Raw genomic sequence first — 24,488 nt, 5'->3', positions numbered from 1 at the left:
CGTTTTCTCCAGAGGTTTAAAAAAATCAACGCCAGCGGCGGAACACCAGGGACGTGTTCACGCCGCCAAAGGCAAAGTTGTTGTTCATCACATACTCGTTGCTCATCTGCCGGAATTCGCCGCGCAGGTAATCCAGCTCGCCGCATTGCGGGTCGATCTGGTCGAGGTTCAGGGTAGGGATGTAGCTGTCGCGGTTCATCATCTCGATGCTGAACCAGGATTCCAGCGCCCCGCAGGCGCCCAGGGTATGGCCGAGGAAACTCTTCTGCGAACTGATGGGCATGCGGCTGCCGAACAGGCTGCTGGTGGCCAGGGTCTCGGCGATATCGCCCTGCTCGGTGGCGGTGCCATGGCCGTTCACATAACCGATGGCGTCCGCCGTCAGGCCGGCATCTTCCAGGGCCAGTTCCATGGCCCGGCGCATGGTGCTCTGCTCCGGGCGGGTGGCGTGCTGGCCGTCGGCGTTGCTGCCGAAGCCGACGATTTCCGCATGAATATGCGCGCCACGGGCCAGGGCATGTTCCAGCTCTTCAAGCACCAGCATGCCGCCGCCTTCACCGATCACCAAACCGTCACGGCCGCTGTCGTAGGGACGCGGGCTGCTCTGCGGCGCATCGTTTTTCAGGCTGGTGGCGTAGAGCGCGTCGAACACCATGGCTTCGGTGGGGCACAGCTCCTCGGCACCGCCGGCGAGCATCAGCGGCAGGCGCCCGAACTTGATCGCCTCGTAGGCATAGCCGATGCCCTGGCTGCCGCTGGTGCAGGCGCTGGAGGTGGGGATCAGGCGCCCGGTCAGGCCGAAGAAGATGCTGATATTGGCCGCCGTGGTGTGCGGCATCATGCGCACGTAGGAGTTGGCGTTGAGCCCTTCGGCCACGGAGTTGATCAGCATCATGCCGAAGGCCTTGATCTCGTCGGTGCTGCCGGTGGACGAACCGCAGGCCACGCCCATGCGCCCGTCACGGATGATCTCGTTGCCCAGCAGGCCGGCATCGGCCAGGGCCATTTCCGCCGCGCCGACGGCGAAGCGCGAGACCCGGCCCATGCTGCGCAGTTGCTTGCGGGTCCAGTGCGACGGCACCGCGTAATCATCGATGGGCCCGGCCAGGCGTGTGTTCAGTTCGGTGAAGCGCTCCCACTCGGCCATGTAGCGGATGCCGCTGCGGTTGGCGCGGAAGTTGGCTTCGATGCTGGCCCAGTCGTTGCCCAGGGAGGTGATGCCGGCCATGCCGGTGACGACGACGCGCTTCATCAGCACAGGCCTCCGTTGACGGCCAGCACTTGCCGGGTGATGTAGGAGGCTTCCGCGGACATCAGGAAGTTCACCGCGCCGGCAACTTCTTCCGGGGTGCCCATGCGTTGCGCCGGGATCATTTTCAGCAGTTCTTCCACCGGCACATTGTCATCGAGCATGGCGGTGTCGATCAGGCCCGGAGCAACGCAGTTGACGGTGATCTTGCGTTTGCCCAGCTCGATGGCCAGGGCCTTGGCGGCGCCGATCAGGCCGGCCTTCGAGGCGCTGTAGTTGACCTGCCCGCGGTTGCCGATCAGCCCGGATACCGAGGTGATGCAGACGATTCGCCCCGGGGCGCGACGACGGATCATCGGCATCATTACCGGATGCAGCACGTTGTAGAAACCGTCGAGGTTGGTGCGCAGGACCAGGTCCCAGTCTTCTTCGGACAGGGCCGGGAAAGCGCCGTCACGGGTCAGGCCGGCGTTGAGTACCACGCCGTAGTAGGCGCCATGTTCTTCAACGTCGGCTTCCAGGCGGGTGCGACAGGCTTCCCGGTCGGACACATCGAATTGCAGCACGCGGGCCTGGCGCCCCAGCGCTTCGATTTCGGCCTGCACGGCTTCGGCATCGGCGCGGCCGCTGCGGCAATGCAGCACCAGGTCAAAACCGGCGCGGGCCAGGCGCAGGGCGATTGCACGGCCGATACCGCGGCTGGAGCCGGTGACCAGGATGGATTCAGTCATGACGCGACTCCTGTGATTCGGATAGATAAGCGGCGGCCTGGGGTGGACGGAACACGTTCAGGCGCGCGGTGGCATGGATGTCGGGACCGGTCAGGTGGCATTCGAACACGCCCATGCCGTTGTCGTCTTCCAGCGAGCGCAGGGCATGGATGCGCAGTTCGCTGCCGGCGGGAAAGTGTTCCACATTACAGTCGAATTTACGGGTGCCGAGCAGGAAACCCAGCTCCACCGGTTTGCCTTCGCCACGGGCGCGGCAACCGGCATAGGCGGCGACGCTCTGGGCCATCAGTTCGATCCCGACCCAGGCCGGCAGGCTGCCGTCCTCGCGGTTGAACAGGCCGTCCGGGCGCACGGTGAGGCGGGTGTGGATCTGTTCTTCGTCGCAGGACAGGACCTGGTCGATCAGGATCATGTCCCCGGCATGGGGCAGCAATTCGGCGAGCGGCCAATCGATCATGGGGCGTCTCCGATAATCAGGCTGACATTGTTGCCGCCGAAGGCAAAGGAGTTGCTCATCAGGCGGCGCAGTGGATGGGGTTTGAGGCGGTCGCCCGGCTTGACCCAGTTCAGGGGTGGCAGCGCCGGGTCGGCCTGGCCGTCCCAGAGGTGCGGCGGCAGGGCGGCGGACGGGTTGTCGGCACTCAGGCTCAACCAGCAGAACGCCGCTTCCAGCGCGCCGGCGGCGCCCAGGGTGTGGCCGGTCATGGGCTTGGTCGAGGAGCAAGGCGGGCTTGTCGGGAACAACGTGGACACGGCCAGGCTTTCCATGGCGTCGTTGTGCTGGGTGGCGGTGCCGTGCAGGTTCAGGTAGTCAATGTCTTGCGGTTGCAGGCCGGCCTGCTTCAGCGCTTTGCCCATGGCCTGCACGGCGCCCTGGCCGGTCGGGTCGGGGGCGGAAATATGGTGGGCGTCGCAACTGGCGCCAGCACCGAGCAGGGCAATGGCCGGGCCGTCGTCGGCGCGTTTGCTCATCAGGAACAGCACCGCCGCTTCGCCGATATTGATGCCGTTGCGGTTCAGCGAAAACGGATTGCAGCGCTGCGTCGACACGGCTTCGAGCGAGCTGAAGCCGCGGAGTGTCAGCTGGCACAGGCTGTCGACGCCGCCGCAGAGCACTGCGTCGCACAGGCCCAGGTCGAGCAGGCGCCGCGCACTCATCAAGGCCCGCGCGCTGGAGGTGCAGGCGGTGGAGATCACGTAGGCCGGGCCGCGCAGTTGCAGCCAGTCGGCGAGGAAGGCCGCCGGGGCGCTCAGTTCCTGTTGCTGGTAGTCGTAGCCGTCGGGGAAGTGCCCCTCTTTCAGATAGCTGGCGATGCCACGACTGGCCTCATCGATGCCCGAGGTGCTGGTGCCCAGGACGATGCCGATGCGTTCGCGGCCATAGGTGTCGATGGCACGCTGGATCGGCTCGGCGATTTGCAGGGTGGCTTCCATCAGCAGTTGATTGTTGCGGCTGGCCTGGGCGCTCAGTTCAGCGGGAATCGCTGCCAGTTCGCCTTGCACGGCGGCCACCGGCAGGATGCGTTCGGGCACCCAGCCGCTTTCCGGACGCATACCCGAGCAGTCGCCGGCAAACAGGTTGCGCGCCACGCTCTGCTTGTCGCGGCCCAGCGCGCAGATGACGCCGAGGGCGTTCAGGTAGGCGGTCATGGGGCAGCCTCGCTCAACGGACTGATTCGGTAGTGCAGACTCTCCGGCAGGCTCAGGGTGAAGTCCAGCGGCTGGCGATAGCTGACTCGCCAGCGGGCATCGAGGACGCGTTCCGCGCTTTGGCGTTGCGCGCTCGGGTAGTTGCCCGCGAGTTCGGTATCCGGGGTCAGGGCAAACAGCAAGGCGGCGAACAGTTCGCGAGCCTGGGGATTGGGCGGCAGCAGGCCGTCGGCCTGCCATTCACCGTCCTGCAGGCGCTGGCGGGCCAGGGGAATGCCCAGTGGGTCCATCAGTGACCAGCGCAGGCCGTGCGCCTCACGCTGGATCACCAGCAACCAGTCCTGGCGTTGCCCGGCCTGTTCACGCTCGATATGCAATTGCAGCGGTAACGCCAGCGTCGGCGCGTGCACGGGCAGCGGCGCGCGGCTGGCGCAGGCGCCCAGCAGCAGGAGGCAGCCGAGCAACAGGGCGCGGATCATTCGACGGTCTCGCCAAGGGGTTTGCGGGCGACCACATTGACCAGGGTTTCCTCACGCCGGCCCACGGGCGGCGGGCTCTTCAGGCGCAGGCGCTCCAGCAGCCCGAAGTCCTTGGACCGGCTCCACCACAGGTACGGGTAGGAGACGTTCCGCGGTGTGAATTCGAAACCCTGGTCGCTGATCATGTCCAGGTACTGCGCCGCGCTTTTCTGCACATGCATGGGGTGGCGGAACAGCCAGCGAATCACCCAGGTGTCGATATAGGCTTCGGTGGACTCGGCGAACAGCAGGTAGCCGCCCGGCTTGAGCACCCGATAGAACTCGGCCAGGGCGCGGTCCTGCTGCACCAGGTGGTGGAAGGTCTGGTGGCAGAAGAGGATATCGACGCTTTGCGAGGGCACGTCGAGGATCGCGCAGTCGCTGCCGATCAGCTCGACTTCCAGGCCACGGCGTTGCGCCTCTTCGCCGCTCAGCTTGAGGCTGTGGGGATCGGCGTCGAGGCCGATCAGTCGCGCCGGGGCGAAGGTTTGCTGCAAGTACTGGAAGGACTTGCCCTGGCCGCAACCGGCATCGAGTACCACCGGGTTGGCCGGCAGGGCCTCGCTGAACAGGCCACGCAGGTCGTTGATCGCCACCCGCAGCACGTGGTGCTGCCAGGTATGGCTGCGCAGGAACCAGAAGCCGAAGCGGGTTTCCGCGACGTAGGTGTCGCTCAGGTACGGATGGCTCATGTCGGGGTACTCGCACAGATTTCCGACAGCATCCGCAGGCGGCGTCGGGGTTCACTGACAAAAGGGTTGCGCTCGTCCCAGGCATAGCCGGCGAGGATCGCACTGATCATGGCGCGGATTTCCGGCGAGCTGCCGGGATGGAAGATCACATCCTGGAAGGTCCCGGCGTACCAGCCTTCGACGTAGCAGCGGAAGGTTTCGACACCGCGCTTGAGCGGCTCGGCGAACTGGGTCTGCCAGTCGACGCTTTCACCTTGCAGTTGGCGGTGCAGCAGGCCGGCGGCCATGCTCGCCGAACGCATGGCGATGGTCACGCCGGAGGAGAACACCGGGTCGAGGAATTCCGCCGCGTTGCCCAGCAAGGCGAAGCCCGGGCCGTGCAAGGTTTTCACGTTGGCCGAGTAGCCGCCGATGGTCCGCGCCGGGGTATCCCACACGGCGTTTTCCAGCACGGCTTGCAGGCTCGGGGTTTCTGCAACGAAGCCCTTGAGGCAGGCATCCAGGTCCTCGGTGCGTCCGGCAAAGTGCCCGGCGGCGGCGACCACGCCAAGGGAGCAGCGGCCGTTGCTGAACGGAATGGTCCAGAACCAGATATCGCGCTGTTGCGGGTGGGTGGTGATCAGGATCTTTTCCCGCTCGAAAGCGGGATGTTCGATACGGTCTTCGATATGGGTGAAGACCGCCTGGCGTACCGGGAAACTCGACGGTGCTTCGAGGTCGAGCAGACGCGGCAGCACCCGGCCGTAGCCGCTGGCATCGAGGACGAAACGTGCTTCGATCAAATACTCGCTGCCGTCTTCGCGACGGACCCGCAACTGCGGTTGTGGCCGGTCGAAATCAACGCTGACGACTTCCTCGCCGTAGCGGATTTCCACGCCTTGCAGGGCGGCCTGGTCCGCCAGCAGTTTGTCGAAGTCGGCGCGTTGGACCTGGAAGGTGGTCGGCTTGCCGTTGCTGAAGGTCTGGCCGAAATCGAAGGCGCTGTAGTGTTCGCCCCAGGCGAAGGCCGCGCCGTTCTTCAACTGGAACCCGGCGGCGTTGACGGCGTCGAGCATGCCGGCTTCTTCGACGAAGTCCAGGCAGTGCGACAGCAGGCTCTCACCGATGGAAAAGCGCGGGAAGTGCTGGCGTTCGACGATCAGCACGTCGTGGCCATTGCGTTTGAGCAAGGCGGCGGCGATGGCGCCGGAAGGGCCCGCGCCAATCACCACGACTTCTCGATGTTCCATTTCAATCGCTGGCACACAGGCTCCTTGCGGGGTTCGAAGGTTTCGAAGGGATAGGGCTCGGGTCGACAGTCGTGACCGAGTGATCAGCTTGCGGTGTCGCGGTCTTGTCAGTTGGGCGTGCGGCCCAGGGCGCGAGCAGGAAGCTGAAGGCCAGCCCCAGGCTTACGGCCAGGCCGAAGTTGCTCACCGCCGGGGTGCTGGAAATCGCCAGCAGGCCGAACGACAGCCAGGTGGTCAGGGCGGCCAGCAAGGTGCCCAGCAGGCTGACGGCGGCACCGCCGATCTGCTCGCGCATCAGGATGGCGTAGTCGACGCTGATGGCGGTCACCAGCAGCAGGCCGAACAGGCTGAACAGCGTCAGCGGCTGGCCGAGCCAACCGAGGCTGGCCAGGCTGCAAAGGGCGGCCAGCAATGGCAGGGCGATGATTCGCAGGGCGCCGCGCAGGCCGAACGGCAGGATCAGCAACAGCACGATCAGCACACAGGACGCCAGTTTCAGTTCGGCGGCGCTGACCTGGGTGGCAGCGAAGACCTTGTTCAACTCGCCCAGCCGGTCCACCAGCTTTACCCCCGGCAGGCCGTCGGTTTGCGCCCGCAGCAGGTCGGCGTTGTTCAGGCCGCGCAGGCTGACCATGCCGGCCACGCCGTCGGTTTGCACGCCGAGCCAGAGCAGGCGCCAAGGCTCGGACAGCGGGCCTTTGAGGGCGCTGTCGATATCCTGGATCGGCAGGGCTTGCAGCTGTGCCAGTTCGCTTTGCAAGGCAGCGGCCGGTACGCCGAGGTCGAGCAAGGGTTGCCAGAACCCCGGCAGTTGCTTGAGCGAGCCCTGCAACTGTTGTTGTTCCCGGGGCAGACTGACCACCTGGTCCAGTGACTGATAGCCCTGGAGCTTGCCTTGGCTCACCAGTTGATCGAGACGTTCGCCGAGTGCGGCCTGACGCTCCAGCAACTGCTGTTGATCGGCGCCGCGAACCAGGAAGAACTGGCTGGTGGGCTGGTAGCCGGTGATCCTTGCGACGGCCTGGGCCTCGGCCTGCAATTGCGGCGGCGCACCGACCCATTGGCGGATATCGTTCTTGCTGGTCAGGTGCCACAGGCCACCGGCGCAGAACAGCACCAGCAGCGCCAGCAACAACCGGCTGCCGACCTTGCGCAGCAATGCTTCACGCACCTTCAGCAAGACTTCGCAGACCCGCAACGGCCATTGCGCCGGACGCAGGTCGGTGCCCTTGAGCAGCGCCGGCAGCAGGCACACGGCGGTCAGGTAGGCGCCGAGCAAGCCGGCGGCGGAGAACACGGCAATCTGGGTCAGGGCCGGAAACGGCGTCCAGGCCAGGGCCAGGTAACCGATGCAACTGGTGGCCAGGCTCAGGCTCAGGCCGGGCAGGGTAATGCGCAGGGCCGGCCAGCTGTGCCAGGGTTTCAGGCTCCAGCTCTTGGACAGGTAATGCAGCGGGTAGTCCACGGCTACGCCGATCAGGCTGGCCCCCAGCACCAGGGTCATCACGTGCAGATGACCGAACAGCATCACGCAGGCCACCGTGCCGAACAGCATGCCCACCAGCACCGGGACGAAGGCCAGCAACACCCGCCAACGGCGGAAGGCCAGCAACAGCAGCAGGAGAATGCCGAAGGTGGCGCCACCGCCGACCCAGGTGATTTCCCGGGTGGCCTGTTGCTGGCCGGCGGCGGCATACAGCAGGCCGCTGGCGGCGAGCAGTTGGGCGTCGGCCTGGGCGGCTTCCTCGCGGCTGTGCTTGAGCAGTTCGGCGACCTGTATCGGCAGCTTCATGTCAAAAGCATTACCCCGGGTCCGGGCCCGCAACAGTACCCAGCTTTTACCGTCGGCCTCGGCGATCAACGTGCCGCTGCCGATATCGAATTGCACTGCGCCGGGTTTCGGCCGGCTGTCCTGGATACGTCCGGTCAGGCCGAGCCAGTCGTCCTGGCTCGGCACCAGGCTGATGCCGGCAAAGGGATCGAACAGCGACTGGACCCGTTGCTGGATAAACGCCGCCGGGTGGTCGATCAGTTGCTGTCGGTCAGCGCGGGTCAGCATCGCCAGGCGGCTGGCCAGCAGTTGTTGGCGCAAGGCCGGCAGGTCGGCCTGCAAGCTCCACTGCACGGTTTCGAACAGTCCGCTGGCCTGCCAGCGCTCGCCCAGCTGTTGCGCCAGGGCAATGGCTTTCTGGCGATCGGCCTGGCCCACCAGCACCAGCATTTCCCGGTTCAAGGGTTCCTGCATGCGCTGTTCGGCCTTGAGCTCCAGGGCATCGGGCGCCGAGCCCGGCACCAGTTCCATCAGATCGGCTGACACCGGCGCGCCATGCCGCCATTGCCAGCCGGCGAGCGCCAGCACTGCCAGCAGCAGGATCAGGAACAGGCGCGGGAGCAGGCGTTCACTCGGCAAAGTCATGCTGCTCCGCATCGCTCAGGGGCAGGGTGGCGCTGCTGTCCTGCATGCGCAGGACCGTACTGTCGCCCTGGGTTTCCAGCAGTTCGATGCGTTGCACCAGTTCGCCGCCGTCGATATTGATCCGGGTGAAGATCTGCTTGAGCAGCACCGAGCGCGGCACCAGGGTCAGTTGCCAGTGCTGGGCGTCGCCTTGCAGTTGCAGTTCGAAATCCCGTTGCAGTCCACTGCTGTCGCCTTGCAGCACGGCGATGAACAGGCGGTTCTGTTCGGCCCCGGCGCTTTTGTTCGGGACCATCTGCCAGCCGCTCGGGTCGCGTCGGGCGATGCCCTTGGCGCTGATGCGGTAGTCCTGCTGCAGCGGGGTCTTGAGCAGCCAGAGCAGGCCGTGGTCCTTGGCGAGAACGAAGGTGCCCTTGCTGGTCAGCGGTTGCGGCAGGGCGCGCAGGTGTTTTTCCTGGATAAAGCTGCCGTGGATCACCGAGGGCTTGGCCAGTTGCTCGCTCAGCTGTTGCAGGTCGAAGGCCGAGGCGTGGGCGGACAAAACCAGGCCGAACAAAAGGCTCAGCAGGCACGCGAACCTTGTAGGAGCCGGCTTGCCGGCGATGAGGCCCTTGAGCCTTGCGGTGATCTTGCGGACGCCATCGCCGGCAAGCCGGCTCCTACAGGTTTTGTGGCGTACCTGAATGTTCATGCGAGCACCTTTTCGACAGCGGCGACAAAGACCTTGGGCGAGGCCAGCTGCATTTCCCGGCTCTGGATATCCACCGCCACCTGCACGGTGCTGGCGCGGGTCAGGCGTTCGCCGCTGGCAAGATCAGTGATCAGGTAGTTGACCTTCAAACGGTTCTCCCACTCCACCAGGTTGGCCCGCACATTGATTTTCTGGCCGAACACCGCGCCGCGCACATAGCGCAGTTGCAGGTCGATCACCGGCCAGGCGTAGCCGGATTCGAGCATGTGCGTGTAGTTGTGGCCGATATGGTCCAGCAGCGCGCAGCGGGCGACTTCCAGGTACTTCACGTAATGGCCGTGCCAGACCACATGCATGGTGTCGACGTCGAAAAACGGCACCAGGATCTCGGTATCGACATGCAGTACGCCGCGGCTACGCATGCAGCCTCCAGTGTTGCTCGGCGATGCGTTTCAGGCACAGGCGCAGTTCGGCCTCCAGGGCGCGGTCTTCGATGACCGGGGGGAAGTCCTTTGCCAGGGCTTCGTGCATCGCCGCCAGGGCCGGCGGCAGCGGCCGCGCATCGCTGGCCTGGCTACGCAGCCAGACGCCCTGGTTGGCGGCGAGCAAGGTGGCGGCGGCGACCTGTTCGGTCAGTTCCAGCACGCGGATCGCATCGCGGGCGGCAATGGTGCCCATGCTCACCTTGTCCTGGTTGTGGCATTCGGTGGAGCGCGAGAACACGCTGGCCGGCATGGTGTTTTTCAAGGCCTCGGCGGTCCAGGCACTGGCGCCGATCTGCACGGCCTTGAAGCCATGGTTGAGCATCGCGCGTTCGGCGCTGGAACCGGACAGGTTGCTCGGCAGACCGTGGTTGTAGCGCACGTCCACCAGCAGCGCGAGCTGCCGATCGAGCAGGTCGGCGACGTTGGCCACCAGGGTCTTGAGGCTGTCCATGGCAAAGGCGATATGCCCGCCGTAGAAGTGCCCGCCGTGGAGCACGCGCTCTTCTTCGGCGTCGATGATCGGGTTGTCGTTGGCGCTGTTCAGTTCGGTCTCGATAAACGAACGCAACCAGCCCAGGCTGTCGGCCAGCACGCCGAGGACATGGGGTGCGCAGCGCAGCGAGTAGCGATCCTGCAAACGGTGCAGCGGCGCGGTCGGCGCATCGATGGCGAGGTCCTTGCGCAGCCAGGCGGCGACTTGCATCTGCCCCGGGTGCGGCTTGGCGGCGAACAGGCGCTCGTCGAAGTGTTCCGGGTTGCCTTGCAGCGCCACTACGTTGAGGGCGGTGATGCGGGTTGCCAGTTGCAGCAGGTAGTCGGCGCGGGCAAAGGCCAGGCAGGCCAGGCCGGTCATGACGGCGGTGCCGTTCATCAATGCCAGGGCTTCCTTGGGCCGCAGTACCAGCGGGTCCCAGCCGAGTTCGCGGTGCACGTCGCTGGCCTGGCGGCGCTCGCCGCGGAACAGCACTTCGCGTTCGCCGGAGAGGGTCGCGGCCACGTAGGACAGTGGCGTCAGGTCACCACTGGCACCGACCGAGCCCTCTTCGGGAATCAGTGGCAGGATGTCCAGGTCGAGGAACGCCTGCAGGCGTTCCAGCAGTTCCACACGCACGCCGGACACGCCGTGGCACAGCGACTGCAAACGCGCCGCCAGCACCGCGCGGGTGGCCTGGGGATCGAGCAACTCGCCGAGGCCGCAACCGTGGAAGGTGTAGAGGTGACGCGGCAGCGCTTCAACGTGTTGAAGCGGCACCGCCACCACGCAGGAATCGCCGTAGCCGGTGGTGACGCCGTAGATCACGCCTTCCTTGTCCAGCAACGAATCAAGGAACTGCGCGCCCTTGGCAATGCGCTGGCGGAACGCCGGGTCGCCTTGCAGTTGCGTCGGCACCTGACGGTTGGCCAGGGCCAGCACGTCTTCGATGCGCAGCGGGAGTTCGCCGAAGGTGACCGGCTCAAGCGGATGCGTTGTCATCGGATTTCCAGAAAGGGTAGAAGTTGAACCACTGGTACGGTGCCTGCAGGCAGTAATGGCCCAGGCGCTCGGCGTAACGGGCGGCCCACTGGGCGATCACCTGTTCGCGGTCGTTGCGTTTCCACTGCACGGCTTCGGTGAAGGGTTCGAGGGTGATGCGGTAGCGGCCTTGGAGTTTCACGCAGAACAGCAGGTTGACCGGGCATTTCAGCAGGCCGGCCAGGAGCCATGGACCTTGCGGGAACGCAGCGGGCTGGCCGAGGAAATCCACTCGTACATGGCGTCCGCCATGGAGTGGCACACGGTCGCCGGCAATCGCCAGCCACTCACCGCGATCCAGGCGCTGGCTCAGTTGCAGCATCACCGCCGGGTTCAGTTCGCTGACCTGGATCAGCCGCAGGTTGGTCGCCCCGGCTTCGCCCAGCAAGCGGTTGAAGCGCTCGGCGTGCTTGGTGTGCACCAGCACGTTCATGGTGACCTTTTCCCCCAGTTCGGCGAGGGCGCGGCAGACTTCCAGATTGCCCAAGTGCGCACCCACCAGCATCTGCCCGCGCTCGCCGCGCAGTTGATCGCGCAGCCGAGCCGGGTCGACGATCTCGAGCTGCTCAAGGCGCAGCTTGCCGTTCCACACATCGAGTTTGTCCAGCAACGAGTCGGCAAAGGCCATGAACTGCCGGAAGACATTCATGCGGGTCGGCCGCAGGGCGCTTTGAGCGCTCCAGTCGGCCAGGCGCTGCTGGTAGTGCCAGGCACTCTGCCGGGCGCTGCGGCCGAACAGGAAAAAGTACAGGACGATACCGTGCAGCACCGGGCTGAGCATCCGGCGGCCGAGGACCTTGACGCCGAAGGCGGTGAGTTTCATCAACCAGAAGCTGCCGCGTTCCTGGCGGTCGGCCCAATGCTTTTGTGCGTCGCTCATGCCCGCCACCGTCGCCAGAGGATGCTCGGCAGGCGCACCAGCATGCCGAAGAACAGCCGGGTGTGCATGCTGGAAATCAGCGCGTTGTCGTGGAACATCCGAAAGTGCGAGAGGCCGTCCAGGGGGTAGTGGACCTTGGTCGGCAACCAGCGCATGGGTTGGTTGCGCCAGGACAGGCGCACGAGAATGTCCGAGTCGAAGTCCATGCGTTTGCCCACCTTCACCGAATTGATCAGCGCCAGCACCGGTGGCAGCGGGTAGACCCGGAAGCCGCACATGGAGTCGCGGATCTGCAACGACAGGCTGTTTATCCAGACCCAGACATGGGTCAGGTAACGGGCATAGAGCCGGCCCTTGGGCACGCTGTCATCGTATTGCGGGTAGCCGCAGATCAGCGCTTCGGGGTGCTGGCGCGAGGCGTCGAGAAAGACCGCGATGTCCTGCAGGTCGTGCTGGCCGTCGGCGTCCACCTGCAGGACATGGCTGAAGCCCAGCCGGGCGGCCTCGCGCATTCCGCTCATGACCGCGCCGCCCTTCCCTTGGTTGACGGGTAGTTTCACCAGGGAAACGTGTTCGCGTTCGGCGAGTTGTTCCAGTACCGCCGCGCAGGTCGGGCTGCTGGCATCGTCCACCAGCACGCAGGGCAGGCCGGCGGCGAGCACCGCTTCGAGAACAGCGGGCACGGCGGCCTCATGGTTGTAGACCGGGATAACGGCGCAGGGCTTATGCATGGGCCGCCTCCAGCACGATGCGGCCGCTGGAGCAGGCGGCCTTGGTATTGCGAAAGGCGAAGTGCAGTTTGCTGCGTTCACGGTCGAAGCGCAGGCTCAGTTCGAGCTGGTCGCCCGGTCGCACCAGTTGCTGGAACTTCAGCACTTCCATGCCGGCGAATTTTTCCGGCAGTTCGAGTCGTTCGCGACCCAGCTCCAGCGCCCAATCCACTTGCACCACGCCGGGCAGCACCGGAGTGACCGGGAAGTGTCCGCTGAAGTAGGCCAGGTCCGGCGGCACGGCCAACTGCAACAGCCATTCGCCATCTGTTTCGTGTTGCGAAAGCACTTCCGGACCTTTGGGGCGCGGCGCCTGCAACAGGGCCTGGACTTCGGCTTGGGGCAATTTGCCCTGGGGGTTCAGCGGCAGCTGCCGCAGTAGCCGCCAGCGGCGCGGCAGCGCCAGGGTTTCGCAATGGCCGAGCAGATGTTTGCGCAGGGCCTCAGTCAGCGTACGCCGACCCTGGTTACGCAGGATATGCAGTCCCTGTTCGGAGAGCACCAGCAGCGCGCCGAGGTAGGCGCGGTTTTCCTGCACCACGCCCAGGCGCGCTTCGGCGACCCAGTCGTGCTCCACCAGGGCCTGTTCCAGCATCGGCAGGGAGATGCGTTTCTCTTCCAGTTTGACGATGCGGTCCAATCGGCCCAGCAGTTCAAAACGGCCATCGGCTTCGAAGCGTACGGCGTCCGCCGTTTGCTCGATATGACCGGCCGGCAGGTAAGGCGAAGCCACCTGCAAGGCACCGTCCGGGTCCTGGCTCAGTTGTACGTCGGCAAAAGGGCGCCACAGCGGATCGCCCTGGCGCCAGGCGATACCGCCGGTTTCCGAGCTGCCGAGAATTTCCGTCGGCCATTGTCGCAAGCGTTGTTGCAGACTGGACGCGGCCTCGGGCGGAAGTGCACCGCCGGAAGAAAACACCCGGCGCACCTGGCTCAGGGCCGGCCAGTCGAGGTTGTCGCCCATGCGCTTGAGCAGGGCCGGGCTCGCCACCCAGGTGAATTGCGGGTGTTCACGGCTGGCGCGTTGCAGGTCTTCCGGGAAGGCCAATTGCTTGCGCACAAAGGTCCGTCCGGCACACAGCGGCCAGAGCACACGGAACAGCAGGCCATAGATATGTTGAGTAGCGACACTGCCGATAATGCAGGCCTGCTCGAGGTCGGCGCCCCACAGCTGTTCCAGGGCCTGCACTTCATTGGCCAATTGGCGCAGGCTTTTGTCGATGCGCTTGGGTTCGCCACTGGAGCCGGAGGTGCACAGGCTCAGGTGGCAATCATCAAGATCGAGCACGGCCGGGCTCAAGGGTTCGCCGCAGAGCGCTTCGAGGGTGTGGCTATCCGTCAGCCACAGGTCGACATCCGCCGCCCAGCGTTGGTGGGTCTGCTCTTGCAGGTCGGCGGGCAACAGCACCCGAACGCCTGCGCGCCAGGCACCGAGCAGGGCGATGGCCAGTTCCCCGGCATCTTCCAGGTGCACGGCGATATGCTTGACGTCACGCGCCTGCAAGCCGGCCGCCAGGCTTAACGCCCGCACTGACAGCCCGGCATGATCCAGCGACGGGCCCAGGGTGACCGCTCGCGGTCCATGCGACTTGAGCAACAACTGCTCAAGGTTTATCCAGTTCATGCGCGGCCTCTTACCCGTTGTCGTACCAGCCACTCAATGGCGAACAGCAAACCCATCAGCCCATAGGAAATCAGGCCGGTGTACAACATCCACCAGTTCAGCGGCGCCCAGAGGGTCAGGGCGGCGGCGATCAGGCCGTTACAGAGAAAGAACAGGCTCCAGACGCGGGTCACCTGCCTCGTATAGTTAATGGCCACATCCGGCAACTGCGGCTCCCGCAGACGGGCCAGTCGCTCGACTATCGGTGGGCCGAATTTCAGGCTCAGGCCGAACAGCCCGAGCATGAAGGCGCTGATCAGCACCGGGTACCAGCGCAGCAGCAGCGGGCTGTTCAGCAACGCCAGCAAGCCGCAGAAGGCGATGGCACTGAGGGCCATCCACAGGCTGCCGGGGCGCCGCTCATCGGTCAGGACCCGGGCCAGCCACAGGCCGCCGAGCAACAGCCCGAACTGCCAGGGGGCAAAGTGCTCCATGCCGAAATACACCGCAAAGGGGTACAGCAGGCCCGCCAGGAGCAGGCCCAGGCCGATCAGGCGTTTCATGCGGCCGGTTGCACCAGGCGAAAGACCGCCTCGACCACATCGTTGACGGTGCGCACCGACTTGAACTCCTCGGCGGCGATTTTCTTGCCGGTCTGACGCTTGATATGGTCGATCAGGTCCACGGCATCGATGCTGTCGATTTCCAGGTCCTGGTACAGGTTGCTGTCCAGGGTGACGCGTTCGGGTTCGAGTTCGAAGAGTTCGACCAGGGCATCGCGCAGGGTGTTGAAGATGTCGTCACGGGTTTGCATGGTACGGCCTCACGCTGCCTGTTTTGCCGTGACGAAAGCCGCAAGGCTGGCCACGCTGGAGAAATGGTCGCGGGTGTCCTTGGCGTCCGCATCGATCTTGATGCCGTAGCGCTTCTGGATCGCCAGGCCGAGTTCGAGGGCATCCACCGAATCCAGGCCCAGGCCTTCGCCGAACAGGGTTTGCTCGTTGCCGATGTCTTGCGCGCTGATGTCTTCCAGGCCCAGGGCCTCGATGATCAGCTCTTTGATCTCAAGGTGCAGGGCGGGGGTTGGATCGCTCATCTGAGGCGAGCTCCTTAATGAAGTAATGGTGCAGATAATCGTTGAGTTTGCGCGAGGCCTGGGGCGCGGGGCCCTGCGCGGCAAAGCCTTGTGGGTCTATATCGGCGCCGACACTGAAACTGAAGTGCACCCGGCGTTGCGGAATGCGATACCAGGGTTCGGCCTTGGTCAGGGTGGTGGGGCTGACCTTGATCACGACCGGGGTGATGATTCTCGCACCCCGCAGGGCAATCGCGGCGGCGCCGCGATGAAAGGCGGGTGCCGTGCCCGGTGTGGTTCGGGTGCCTTCGGGAAAAACGATCAGGGTCTGGCCGTCTCGCAGGGCGCTGGCGGCGGCTTCGAGCATGTCCAGGCTGCCGTCGTTGCTGATGTATTCGGTGGAGCGTACCGGCCCGCGGGTGAAGGGGTTTTGCCAGAGGCTCTGCTTGACCACGCAGTTGGCATGGCGCACCAGGCCGATCAGGAACACCACATCGATCAGCGACGGGTGGTTGGCGATGATCATCTGGCCGGGGCGACCGAGTTTTTCCGCGCCTTCGACTTCATAGGTCAGTACGCCGGTGCGGGCCATGAAGCGGATGAACAGCCAGAACAGCCGGCTGACCGTTTGTCGCGCGCGCAGGCGCTGACGTTCGGCATCGCCCGGCAGGCAGCCGAGCAAGGGGAATATCACCAGTCGCAGGCACAGGCCGCCCAGCCCGAACAGGGCGAAGCTCAAGGCGGTGGCCAGCAGACGCCAGTAATAGGCGTCGCAAGGTTTGGTCATGGTCGGCGTTGCCAATTCCATACCCGGGACTTCCATTGGTGTTGGCAGGAGGCGTGTTGGCCGAGCAGGGTACGCAACAGATCGAGGGCATGGGGCCACTCGGTCGGCGGTTGTTCGTCCGTGGCGCTCGCGAGGGACAGTTGCCACTCGTCGCCCGGGGTCAGCAGCAGGCCGAGGGCGTAGGGAAACGGCACGTCGTCGATCCAGCGGCGGTAGGCTTCGGGCGGTTGTTCTTCGGTGATCACCAGCAGGACCGCCGGGGCGCCTTCATCGAGCAGCGCGGCGGCCTCAAGCATGCCGTGCTCCAGGCCATCGCCGTTGGCGGCCAGGGCGGTCATTTCGCAAGTCGAGCCACGCAGGATCGACCAAAGGCCAATCACCGCGTTGTGCACCGACAGGCTGAACTGGGTCGGCGACAATGGCTGATCGGCCGCCAGGTCGCTGAGGATCTCGAAGGTGCGCGGGGTTTCGCCGTGTCGGGAGATGAACACTAGGGGCAATTGCGCGTGCCCTTCGGCCAGCGGCCAGCCGACGCTGAACGCCATGCGCGCCATACGGCCGAGGCGGCGGCGCTGCATGGCCGGCAGGAAAGACACATCCGGAGCCGCATCGCTGGGCGCGGGCACGCAGGGCTGGCGGCTCCAGGCCTGCCAGTCGTCCACACTTTCCAGGCCCGGGGCCCAGGCGCGCCATTGGGCGATGTTGAAATTGATCACTGAATGTCTTCCCGCCCCTGCGGGCTTCCTTGAACGCTATGGTTGATCCCTGAACCCCTACCAACCCTGGCGTGGCGCGATGGCCAAGTGGCGCGCATTATCCCGGTGCACAAGGCCTGTAGCAAATTTTTGGTCACATTTTGCACGATTAAATTTGCAGTTATGCGAAGGGAGAGCTAGCAACTGGCTATTATTCGTATTTTTTCGGATACGTATGTCAGAGCTTTCCCGGCTTAAAGGGAAAATACCCTGGATTGGTGAAGTTATTGCGGTGTGAGAGGTAGTCCTCGTCCTGCCAAGGTGGCGCGGCAGCGGTCAAGCCCTCTACACTCGGTGATTCATTGATACACGGAGGTCTTGTCATGCGGCGTGTGGTGTTCAATCAGAAAGGCGGGGTCGGTAAGTCGAGCATTGCCTGCAACTTGGCGGCGGTCAGCGCCAGCGAGGGCTATCGGACCCTGTTGGTGGACCTCGATGCCCAGGCCAACTCCACGCAATACCTCACCGGGCTCACCGGCGAGGATATTCCCATGGGTATCGCGGACTTCTTCAAGCAGATCCTCTCGTCCGGGCCGTTCTCGAAGAAAAACCAGGTGGATATCTATGAGACGCCTTTCGACAACCTGCATGTGATCACCGCCACGGCCGAGCTGGCGGATCTGCAGCCCAAGCTTGAGGCGAAACACAAGATCAACAAGCTGCGCAAACTGCTGGACGAGTTGTCGGAAGATTACGACCGCATTTACCTGGATACGCCGCCGGCGCTGAACTTTTATGCGGTGTCTGCGCTGATTGCCGCCGATCGCGTGTTGATTCCCTTCGATTGCGACAGCTTCTCCCGCCAGGCGCTGTATGGCCTGCTGGCCGAGATCGAAGAGTTGAAGGAAGACCACAACGAAGGTCTGCAAGTGGAAGGGATCGTGGTCAACCAGTTCCAGGCCCGGGCGAGCCTGCCGCAGCAGATGCTCGACAGCCTGATCGCCGAGGGCTTGCCGGTGTTGCCGGTGTACCTCGCCAGTTCGGTGAAGATGCGCGAGTCCCATGAAGCCAACAAGCCACTGATCCACTTCGACCCGCGGCACAAGCTGACCCAGCAGTTCGTCGAGTTGCACACCCTGCTGGAGAAAAACGCTTAACGCCCCTTTGCGTTTTGCGCCTGCCGGCTGTGCGAGCCTCAGATACCTTGGCTGCGCAGCCAGGCCATCAACTGCGGCAGGGGAAAGGCGCCGCTCTGGCGCGCTACTTCCTGGCCATTTCTGAACAGGATCAGGCTGGGAATCGAACGAATCCCCAATTGTGCCGAGAGTTGCGGGTTGGCCTCGCTGTCGAGCTTGGCCAGGCGACATTTGTCGGCCAGTTGGGCGGCCGCCTGTTCGAACACCGGGGCAAAGGATTTGCACGGCCCGCACCAGTCCGCCCACACATCCACCAGCAACGGCAGGTCGCCCTTGATCTGGCTGGCGTAGTCGCCCTGTTTCAATTCGAACGGTTTATCCAGCAAGACCGCGGCTTTGCAGCGTCCGCATTTCGGCTGGTCGCCCAGGCGTTCGGCGGGGATGCGGTTGAGGCCGTTGCAATGGGGGCAGGGGATCAAGAGGGGGGCGGACATGGAGGGGTTCCCGGGTAGTGGCCAATGAACTTGAACTGGAGTCTGGGGCGCGCTTTATCAAGGGGGCCACGGGTGTGTTGCATGTCCTCACATATTCAAACGACGCGTTTTACCTTCAGGATCTAGCCTCAGGGAATGAGCCGTCGGTCAGATTTTGGCAATAGCAAATTGCGATAAACTGGTTTGACGGATAATCTTCATAGCAAGATGCGATAAGGATATTGCATGCGTGTGATTACCGAGAAGCGGATTCGGGAAGCCAAGGCAAGATGGCCTGACACTGCCAGTGCGTTGGATGCCTGGTGCCGAAGGATCAAGGGGAGCAGTCCTGAAAACTTTTCGGCGCTCAAGGCGTTGTTCCCCGCGACAGACAAGGTGGGTCGCTTGCATGTGTTTGATATTGGCGGGAACAAACTGCGCCTGATTGCGGGTGTGCATTACGGTGCCCAGCAGCTATATATCAAGCATGTGCTGGATCATCGCGAATATGACAAGGGTAAATGGAAGGAGACGTGTTGATGAATGCTGTCATCAAGCAGGCTTCCGAGCACTGGCCGTTCGTGGAGCCACTGCTGCGCAAACCAAAAAACGAGGCCGATTACGATGCCCTGGTGGGCATTCTCGACGAGTTGCTGGGCGTCATTGGCGAAGACGAATCGAACCCGCTCATGAGTCTGGTGAACATCATCAGTGATTACATAGAGGCCTATGACAAGGAGCACTGGCCGATGCCGGTGGCCAGTGGGGCCGATGTACTGCGGGAGATGATGCGTGAACATGGCTTGAACCAGAGCGACCTGCCCGGGGTCGGGCCGCAATCGGTGGTTTCCGAGATACTCAGCGGCAAGCGTCAGCTCAACCTGCGCCAGATCCGCTGGTTGGCCGAGCGTTTTGGGGTGCGGGAGCAGACCTTTATCTGAGCCGGCTCACGACGAACAACTGATCTCCAGATGCTTGCCCCACTCCGGTGGCCGCTCGGCGTAGCGCTCCATGCCCGCTTGTTCCTCGAACGGCTTGCTCAGTACTTCGTGGAGTTGCCGTACCTCTGAGTAGTCACCATTTTCCGCCGCATCGATGGCCTTCTGCGCCAGGTAGTTGCGCAGGATATACAGCGGGTTGGCCGCGTGCATCCGAGCCTTGCGCCGGGATTCATCCTGGTCCGGCTCGCGGGCGACCCGGGCCTTGTAGCGATCGGCCCAGGCGTCGAAACCCTTGAGATCGATAAAGTCATCCCGCAGTCGCGCCGTGGCCAGGGCGGCAGACTCATCCCCCAGGCGGCGGAAGAACAAGGTGTAGTCGACCCCGCCGGCCTGCATCAGTTGCAGCAGGTTTTCCACCAGCTTCAGGTCGTCGTCTTCGGCGCTGGTCAGGCCGAGGCGGCGGCGCATCAGGTCCAGGTAGTGGGCCTGGTACAGCGGCAGGAACAAGCCCAACGCCTCGCGCAACGCCTCGACACTGATGAAGGGCGTCAGGGCCTGGGCCAGTGCACTGAGGTTCCACTGGCCGATGGGCACCTGGTTGCTGAACGAGTAGCGGCCCTGGTCATCGGAGTGGTTGCAGATGAAGTGCGCATCGAAATCGTCGAGAAAGGCGAACGGACCGAAATCGAAGGTGATACCCAGGATCGACATATTGTCGGTGTTCATCACGCCGTGGCAGAAACCGTAGGCCTGCCACTTGGCGATCAGCTCGGCATTACGCTCGACGATCTCGCGGAACATCGCCAGGTACGGCTCCGGCTGTTCCAGGCATTCGGGAAAATGCATGGCCAGCACGTGCTCGCCGAGCTGCTTCTGCTGCTCCGGCTGCTTGGTGTAGTAGAAGTATTCGAAATGACCGAAGCGCACATGGCTGGGCGCCATGCGCAGGACCATGGCGCCGCGTTCCTGTTTCTCGCGCCACACTGGCGTGTCGGAGCCGATCACGCACAGCGCGCGGCTGCTGGGAATACCCAGGGCATGCAGGGCCTCGGAAGCGAGGAACTCGCGGATCGACGAGCGCAGCACCGCGCGGCCGTCACCCATGCGCGAATACGGCGTTTGCCCGGCGCCCTTGAGGTGCAGGTCCCAATGCTCGCCCGCGGTGTTGTAGACCTCGCCCAGCAACAGCCCGCGACCGTCACCCAGGCGCGGGTTGTAGGAGCCGAACTGATGCCCCGAATAGACCATGGCCCGCGGCTCGGCTTCGGCCCAGAGCTTGTGCCCGCCGAACAGCTCGGCGAACACCGGTTCCTCGGCAATGGCCGGGTCCAGGTCGAGCAGGGCCATGGCCGCCGGACTCACCGCCACCAGACGCGGATTGTCGAGGGGCTCGGGCAGGATATGGGTGGAAAACGCATCCCCCAGGCGGGCGAAGCGGTTATCGAAGGTCAGTTCGTCGAGGGCTTTCAAACGGCCGGCTCCAGCAGAATGTCCGAGTATTCTGCTGGGATTAGCCGGCAGACGCCAGCGGCCTCATACAAACGGCATGAACGCCGCGCTGGTCGAGTTTCAGTCGAGCTTGTCCGGCGGTGGCAACTGCTCCGGCTCGGCCGGCGTCTTTGACACGGGCCCAGGCGCTTCGCCTTCCACCGGCACCAGCTTGTATTCCTGGCCCTGCAGGTTCTTGAGGTAGACCTCCATCTGCCGGAACGAGATGTTGATGTGTTCTTTCTTGAACTCGCGGTTGATAAAGCGATTGACCTCGTCGACCACCGGGTTGCGGTCACCCAGGTCGCGCACGTGCATGCGCAGTTCGTGGTCCAGGGTACTTTCGCCGAAGTTCAGGAAGTACACGTGGGGCTCGGGTTCCTTCAACACTCGGGGGTTATCGCGGGCGGCCTTGAGCAGCAGCTCCTTGACCCGGTCCAGGTCCGAACCGTAGTCGACGCCGAGCTTGAGGGTCACGCGGGTGACGGTGTCGGTCAGCGACCAGTTGATCAGTTGTCCGGTGATAAAAGTCTTGTTCGGGACAATGATGTCCTTGCGGTCGAAGTCGGTGATGGTGGTGGCGCGGATACGGATCTTGCTGACCGTGCCCGACAGGGTGCCGATGGTGATGGTGTCGCCGATCCGCACCGGACGTTCGAACAGGATCATGATGCCGGAGATGAAGTTGGCGAAGATTTCCTGCATGCCGAAACCCAGGCCCACCGACAGCGCCGCCACCAGCCATTGCAACTTGTCCCAGCTCACGCCGAGGGTCGATAGGGTGGAGACGAAGCCGATGCCGGCGATCACGTAGGACAGCAGGGTGGTGGTGGCATAGGCGCTGCCTTGGGCCAGTTCGAGCTTGGACAGCACCAGCACTTCCAGCAGGCCCGGCAGGTTGCGCGCCAGGGCGAAGGTGATGCCGATGATCGCCAGGGCCCCGATGACGTTGCCGATGCTGATGGGCACCATGCTCATGGTCGCGCCGGTGCCGCTGGTGTATTCGTAGAGGGTGATGTTGTCCAGGTAGGAGAACACGCTGATCAGGTCCGCCCAGACCCAGTACAGCGCCGCCACGAAACCGCCGAGCAGGGCCAGGCGGATCAGGCGCATGGATTGTTCGTTGACCTGTTCGATGTCCAGGGTCGGCTCTTCGATCAGCGGTTCGCCATCGCCGGCCTCCTTGGCCGCCTGGCGTTTGCTCAGGGCGCGCTGGTAGGCCAGGCGCCGGGCCGCAACCCCGAGGCCGCGAGCGAAGGTCGCTTCGATCACCAGCCAGAGCATCAGCAGGTACAGGGTCTCGATCAGTCGGTCGCTGAGTTTCAGGGCGGTGTAGTAGTAGCCGAAGCACACGGCGATAAACAGCGCGATGGGCATGGCGGTGAAGATCACGCCGACCAGTTTGCGGAACAGCGAGGCACTGCCGCGGTTTGGAGTGCCCAGCAGCAGGCGACTGAGCAGCCAGGCCATCAGGCCGTAGCAGGTCAGGACCACGGCGATGCCCAGCACGTCACCGGCCAGCGAGGCCGGTTGCAGCTCGGCGACGGAGACGATGGCCACCAGGGCCAGGACCACGAAACCGAGTCGGCGCACCCAGCCCTGGAGAAATTCGACCTGGGGTTTTTCCCAGCGGAAATGCAGTTCGGCCACGCCACCCGGCGCCAGAATCCGGTAGGCGGTGTAGAACACCAGCCAGGCCAGGGCGATTTGCAGCAGCGCGGCGCCGAGGCTGGCGTTCTGGCCGCGGGCATCGATCTGCAGGGCATAGCCGCACAGGGCCAGCCCGAGGGCGACCGGCATCGCCAGGGCGACGTTGACCAGGATCGCCAGCGGCGTGTGCCATTGGCTGTCGCGTTTGAAGTGGCCGATATCCTTGTGCACCTTGCTCAGGCGCGCATACAGCGACTTGCGCCGCCACAGCAGGGCACCGATCAGCAGCAGCAAGGGCAGGAACAGCAGTGGATGCTGGGCCAGGCCGTCGGTCAGCTCACTGAAACTGGAGGCCCAGGGCAGGGTAGTGACCTGCTTTTGCAGGCGTGCCGGTACGCTTTCGATCCAGTCCAGGTCCAGGGGCTTGTTGCTCGGGATCCAGAACATCTGCTCGTCCAGGGTCGCGCGCAGGCTCTGGGCGGTGCTGAGCAGTTGTTTCTGGTTCAGTTGCAGGGTGATGGATTCGTTGAGCAGGGCGCTCAGTTCGCGGTTCAGGCGCTCGAGCAAGTCGCTACGGGTCACCGCCAGGTCCAGCAGGGTCCTGCGCAGTTGCGCATTGACCTGGTCCGGCGGCTGGGTCGCCAGCAGGTTGTCGACATAGGTGGCCGGGCTGCTGATCAGTTCGCGCTGCTGGTTGACCTCGAACTGGTAGAGGCGGATATCGGCGATTTCATCGGCCAGGTTCTTGTCCACTTGCAGTCGTGGCAGGGCCTGTTTCTGCTTGTAGAGAATCTTCGACAGCAACAGGCTGCCCTTGAGCACGCTGATCTGTTCGTCCAGGGCCTGGTCGCTCTGGGTCACGCTGTCGAGCTGCTGTTTGGTCTGCAGGTTCTGCTGGGTCAGTTCGTTGAGACGGTCGGTGCTTTTGAGCAGGTAGTCGGAGAGCTTGAGGTTGGTGGCGCTTTCGGTGGCCAGTACGCTGCTGTCGCCGGCCTTTTGCGCTTCGATGGATTGCTGGGTGACGGTCTGCTGGGACTGGGCCAGGCGCTTCTGGTTGATCAGCGACTGCATGTCCTGGATTTCCTGCTCCAGGCGCGCGGTTTTTTCCATCAGCAGGTCGTGCTGGCTGTTGCCCAGGTCCTGCAATTGGCTGTTGCCGGCCAGTTCCTGGCGGCGCAACAGGATCAGCGCGTTGATCGAGCCCAGCTCGGCGGTCAGCTGGTTGCGCTGGTCGCTGTTGAGGGTCTTGCCGTTGTCCTTGCCCTGCTTGAGGGTGTTGTTGATCTGCTGGATGCGTGTCTGGCTGGTGCTGATTTCCGACTGCGCGCGCTCGGGGCGGGTCTGGGCGGTGATGATCAGGCTGTTGGCATCGGCCAGGGCTTTTTGCAGATCGCCCTGTTGGGTGGTGCGCTCGGTCAGCAGCTGTTCCAGCTGCGACACCGACTGGTTGGCATAACGCTGGGCCACCGGGATCACCTTGGTGACTTTCAGGCGCGCCAGTTCACGCTGGTTTTCGACGGTCTGGCGCGGCGCGTCGGCGACTTGCTGCTTGGTCGCGGCCAGGCGCTTTTCGTAGTCGTCCTGATTCGACAGCCAGGTCAGCGTCTGCTGCAGCACCGCTTGCAGGGCCTTTTGATCGGCGTCGGCGAGCTTGCGGTCGGCGATCTTGTCCAGGCTTTGCTGGACCGATGCACTGGTGGGCGGTTCGGCTGCTTGCAACGCGCCGACGGAAAGACTCAGGCCCAGCAGGGCCATGGCAAGAAAAGTGCGCAAGGAAGACATAAGTACCGGTCGAGCAGCGTGAAGAAAGTGGGCA

24 protein-coding genes and 1 pseudogene are annotated in these 24,488 nt (G+C 64.1%); 3 read left to right on the top strand and 22 right to left on the bottom strand.

The window, feature by feature from the left end; all coding sequences use genetic code 11:
* Positions 1–25: 25 nt before the first annotated feature.
* From M5C56_RS09585 to M5C56_RS09495, 19 genes and pseudogenes are all read right to left on the bottom strand, one after another.
* Positions 26–1,252, bottom strand: a complete 1,227-nt coding sequence (locus M5C56_RS09585; protein ID WP_100940433.1) for a beta-ketoacyl-ACP synthase — start codon at positions 1,250–1,252, stop codon at positions 26–28.
* Positions 1,252–1,980 (bottom strand): 3-oxoacyl-ACP reductase FabG, encoded by a 729-nt coding sequence (fabG, locus tag M5C56_RS09580; RefSeq protein ID WP_103497997.1) that lies wholly within the window; start codon positions 1,978–1,980, stop codon positions 1,252–1,254. Before fabG ends, M5C56_RS09585 begins: the two co-directional genes overlap by 1 nt.
* Positions 1,973–2,437: a hotdog family protein gene (locus M5C56_RS09575; RefSeq protein WP_103497998.1), complete on the bottom strand. Its 465-nt coding sequence runs from the start codon at positions 2,435–2,437 to the stop codon at positions 1,973–1,975. Before M5C56_RS09575 ends, fabG begins: the two co-directional genes overlap by 8 nt.
* Positions 2,434–3,630: a beta-ketoacyl-[acyl-carrier-protein] synthase family protein gene (locus M5C56_RS09570; protein ID WP_103497999.1), complete on the bottom strand. Its 1,197-nt coding sequence runs from the start codon at positions 3,628–3,630 to the stop codon at positions 2,434–2,436. The genes M5C56_RS09575 and M5C56_RS09570 overlap by 4 nt, the downstream gene beginning before the upstream one ends.
* Positions 3,627–4,109, bottom strand: coding sequence for a DUF3261 domain-containing protein (locus tag M5C56_RS09565; protein ID WP_103498000.1), 483 nt, complete (start codon positions 4,107–4,109; stop codon positions 3,627–3,629). Before M5C56_RS09565 ends, M5C56_RS09570 begins: the two co-directional genes overlap by 4 nt.
* Positions 4,106–4,840 (bottom strand): class I SAM-dependent methyltransferase, encoded by a 735-nt coding sequence (locus M5C56_RS09560; protein WP_103498001.1) that lies wholly within the window; start codon positions 4,838–4,840, stop codon positions 4,106–4,108. The genes M5C56_RS09565 and M5C56_RS09560 overlap by 4 nt, the downstream gene beginning before the upstream one ends.
* A complete protein-coding gene (locus tag M5C56_RS09555) occupies positions 4,837–6,084 on the bottom strand; it encodes an NAD(P)/FAD-dependent oxidoreductase (protein ID WP_247263109.1) in 1,248 nt (415 codons plus the stop codon). The genes M5C56_RS09560 and M5C56_RS09555 overlap by 4 nt, the downstream gene beginning before the upstream one ends.
* 106 nt (positions 6,085–6,190) lie before the next feature.
* A pseudogene (locus M5C56_RS09550) lies at positions 6,191–8,485 on the bottom strand (MMPL family transporter); the annotation flags it as partial.
* The gene (locus M5C56_RS09545) at positions 8,469–9,176 is read right to left on the bottom strand and encodes an outer membrane lipoprotein carrier protein LolA (protein WP_103498003.1); all 708 of its coding nucleotides are present in this window, start codon (positions 9,174–9,176) and stop codon (positions 8,469–8,471) included. The gene M5C56_RS09545 and the pseudogene M5C56_RS09550, both read right to left, overlap by 17 nt.
* A complete protein-coding gene (locus tag M5C56_RS09540; protein WP_103498004.1) occupies positions 9,173–9,598 on the bottom strand; it encodes an acyl-CoA thioesterase in 426 nt (141 codons plus the stop codon). The genes M5C56_RS09545 and M5C56_RS09540 overlap by 4 nt, the downstream gene beginning before the upstream one ends.
* Positions 9,591–11,135, bottom strand: coding sequence for an aromatic amino acid ammonia-lyase (locus M5C56_RS09535; RefSeq protein WP_103498005.1), 1,545 nt, complete (start codon positions 11,133–11,135; stop codon positions 9,591–9,593). The genes M5C56_RS09540 and M5C56_RS09535 overlap by 8 nt, the downstream gene beginning before the upstream one ends.
* On the bottom strand, positions 11,116–12,054 hold the full coding sequence (locus tag M5C56_RS09530; RefSeq protein ID WP_103498006.1) for a glycosyl transferase: 939 nt from the start codon (positions 12,052–12,054) through the stop codon (positions 11,116–11,118). The genes M5C56_RS09535 and M5C56_RS09530 overlap by 20 nt, the downstream gene beginning before the upstream one ends.
* Positions 12,051–12,785, bottom strand: a complete 735-nt coding sequence (locus M5C56_RS09525; RefSeq protein ID WP_103498007.1) for a glycosyltransferase family 2 protein — start codon at positions 12,783–12,785, stop codon at positions 12,051–12,053. The genes M5C56_RS09530 and M5C56_RS09525 overlap by 4 nt, the downstream gene beginning before the upstream one ends.
* Positions 12,778–14,448, bottom strand: a complete 1,671-nt coding sequence (locus M5C56_RS09520) for an AMP-binding protein (RefSeq protein WP_103498008.1) — start codon at positions 14,446–14,448, stop codon at positions 12,778–12,780. Before M5C56_RS09520 ends, M5C56_RS09525 begins: the two co-directional genes overlap by 8 nt.
* A complete protein-coding gene (locus M5C56_RS09515) occupies positions 14,445–14,990 on the bottom strand; it encodes a hypothetical protein (protein WP_103498009.1) in 546 nt (181 codons plus the stop codon). The genes M5C56_RS09520 and M5C56_RS09515 overlap by 4 nt, the downstream gene beginning before the upstream one ends.
* Entirely contained in the window at positions 14,987–15,241 is a 255-nt protein-coding gene (locus M5C56_RS09510) for an acyl carrier protein (protein ID WP_100940447.1), read from the bottom strand. The genes M5C56_RS09515 and M5C56_RS09510 overlap by 4 nt, the downstream gene beginning before the upstream one ends.
* Before the next feature lie 9 nt (positions 15,242–15,250).
* Positions 15,251–15,523, bottom strand: a complete 273-nt coding sequence (locus M5C56_RS09505; RefSeq protein ID WP_100940448.1) for a phosphopantetheine-binding protein — start codon at positions 15,521–15,523, stop codon at positions 15,251–15,253.
* The gene (locus tag M5C56_RS09500) at positions 15,492–16,310 is read right to left on the bottom strand and encodes a lysophospholipid acyltransferase family protein (protein ID WP_103498010.1); all 819 of its coding nucleotides are present in this window, start codon (positions 16,308–16,310) and stop codon (positions 15,492–15,494) included. Before M5C56_RS09500 ends, M5C56_RS09505 begins: the two co-directional genes overlap by 32 nt.
* Positions 16,286–17,005, bottom strand: a complete 720-nt coding sequence (locus M5C56_RS09495) for a beta-ketoacyl synthase chain length factor (RefSeq protein ID WP_103498011.1) — start codon at positions 17,003–17,005, stop codon at positions 16,286–16,288. The genes M5C56_RS09500 and M5C56_RS09495 overlap by 25 nt, the downstream gene beginning before the upstream one ends.
* A 362-nt stretch (positions 17,006–17,367) precedes the next feature.
* Here M5C56_RS09495 and M5C56_RS09490 point away from each other — a divergent pair, with 362 nt between their 5' ends.
* On the top strand, positions 17,368–18,141 hold the full coding sequence (locus M5C56_RS09490) for a ParA family protein (RefSeq protein WP_103498012.1): 774 nt from the start codon (positions 17,368–17,370) through the stop codon (positions 18,139–18,141).
* A gap of 38 nt (positions 18,142–18,179) precedes the next feature.
* Here the strand turns inward: M5C56_RS09490 and trxC are convergent, their stop codons facing one another.
* Positions 18,180–18,614, bottom strand: coding sequence for a thioredoxin TrxC (trxC, locus tag M5C56_RS09485; RefSeq protein ID WP_103498013.1), 435 nt, complete (start codon positions 18,612–18,614; stop codon positions 18,180–18,182).
* A 225-nt stretch (positions 18,615–18,839) separates the two neighbouring features.
* Between trxC and M5C56_RS09480 the strand changes: the two genes are divergently transcribed.
* Positions 18,840–19,133 (top strand): type II toxin-antitoxin system HigB family toxin, encoded by a 294-nt coding sequence (locus tag M5C56_RS09480; RefSeq protein WP_103498014.1) that lies wholly within the window; start codon positions 18,840–18,842, stop codon positions 19,131–19,133.
* Positions 19,133–19,534, top strand: coding sequence for a transcriptional regulator (locus M5C56_RS09475; RefSeq protein ID WP_103498015.1), 402 nt, complete (start codon positions 19,133–19,135; stop codon positions 19,532–19,534). The genes M5C56_RS09480 and M5C56_RS09475 overlap by 1 nt, the downstream gene beginning before the upstream one ends.
* A gap of 6 nt (positions 19,535–19,540) precedes the next feature.
* Here M5C56_RS09475 and selO read toward each other — a convergent pair whose 3' ends face one another.
* On the bottom strand, positions 19,541–21,004 hold the full coding sequence (selO, locus tag M5C56_RS09470) for a protein adenylyltransferase SelO (RefSeq protein WP_103498016.1): 1,464 nt from the start codon (positions 21,002–21,004) through the stop codon (positions 19,541–19,543).
* A gap of 99 nt (positions 21,005–21,103) precedes the next feature.
* Positions 21,104–24,454: a mechanosensitive channel MscK gene (gene mscK / locus M5C56_RS09465; protein ID WP_103498017.1), complete on the bottom strand. Its 3,351-nt coding sequence runs from the start codon at positions 24,452–24,454 to the stop codon at positions 21,104–21,106.
* Between the last annotated feature and the right edge of the window lie 34 nt (positions 24,455–24,488).

Origin of the sequence: Pseudomonas sp. MWU13-2862 (assembly GCF_023242495.1) — a bacterium.
Taxonomy (GTDB): Bacteria; Pseudomonadota; Gammaproteobacteria; order Pseudomonadales; family Pseudomonadaceae; genus Aquipseudomonas; species Aquipseudomonas gingeri_D.
The sequence above is the reverse complement of the archived record's forward strand: the minus strand, read 5'-3'. Positions and strand labels throughout refer to the sequence as shown.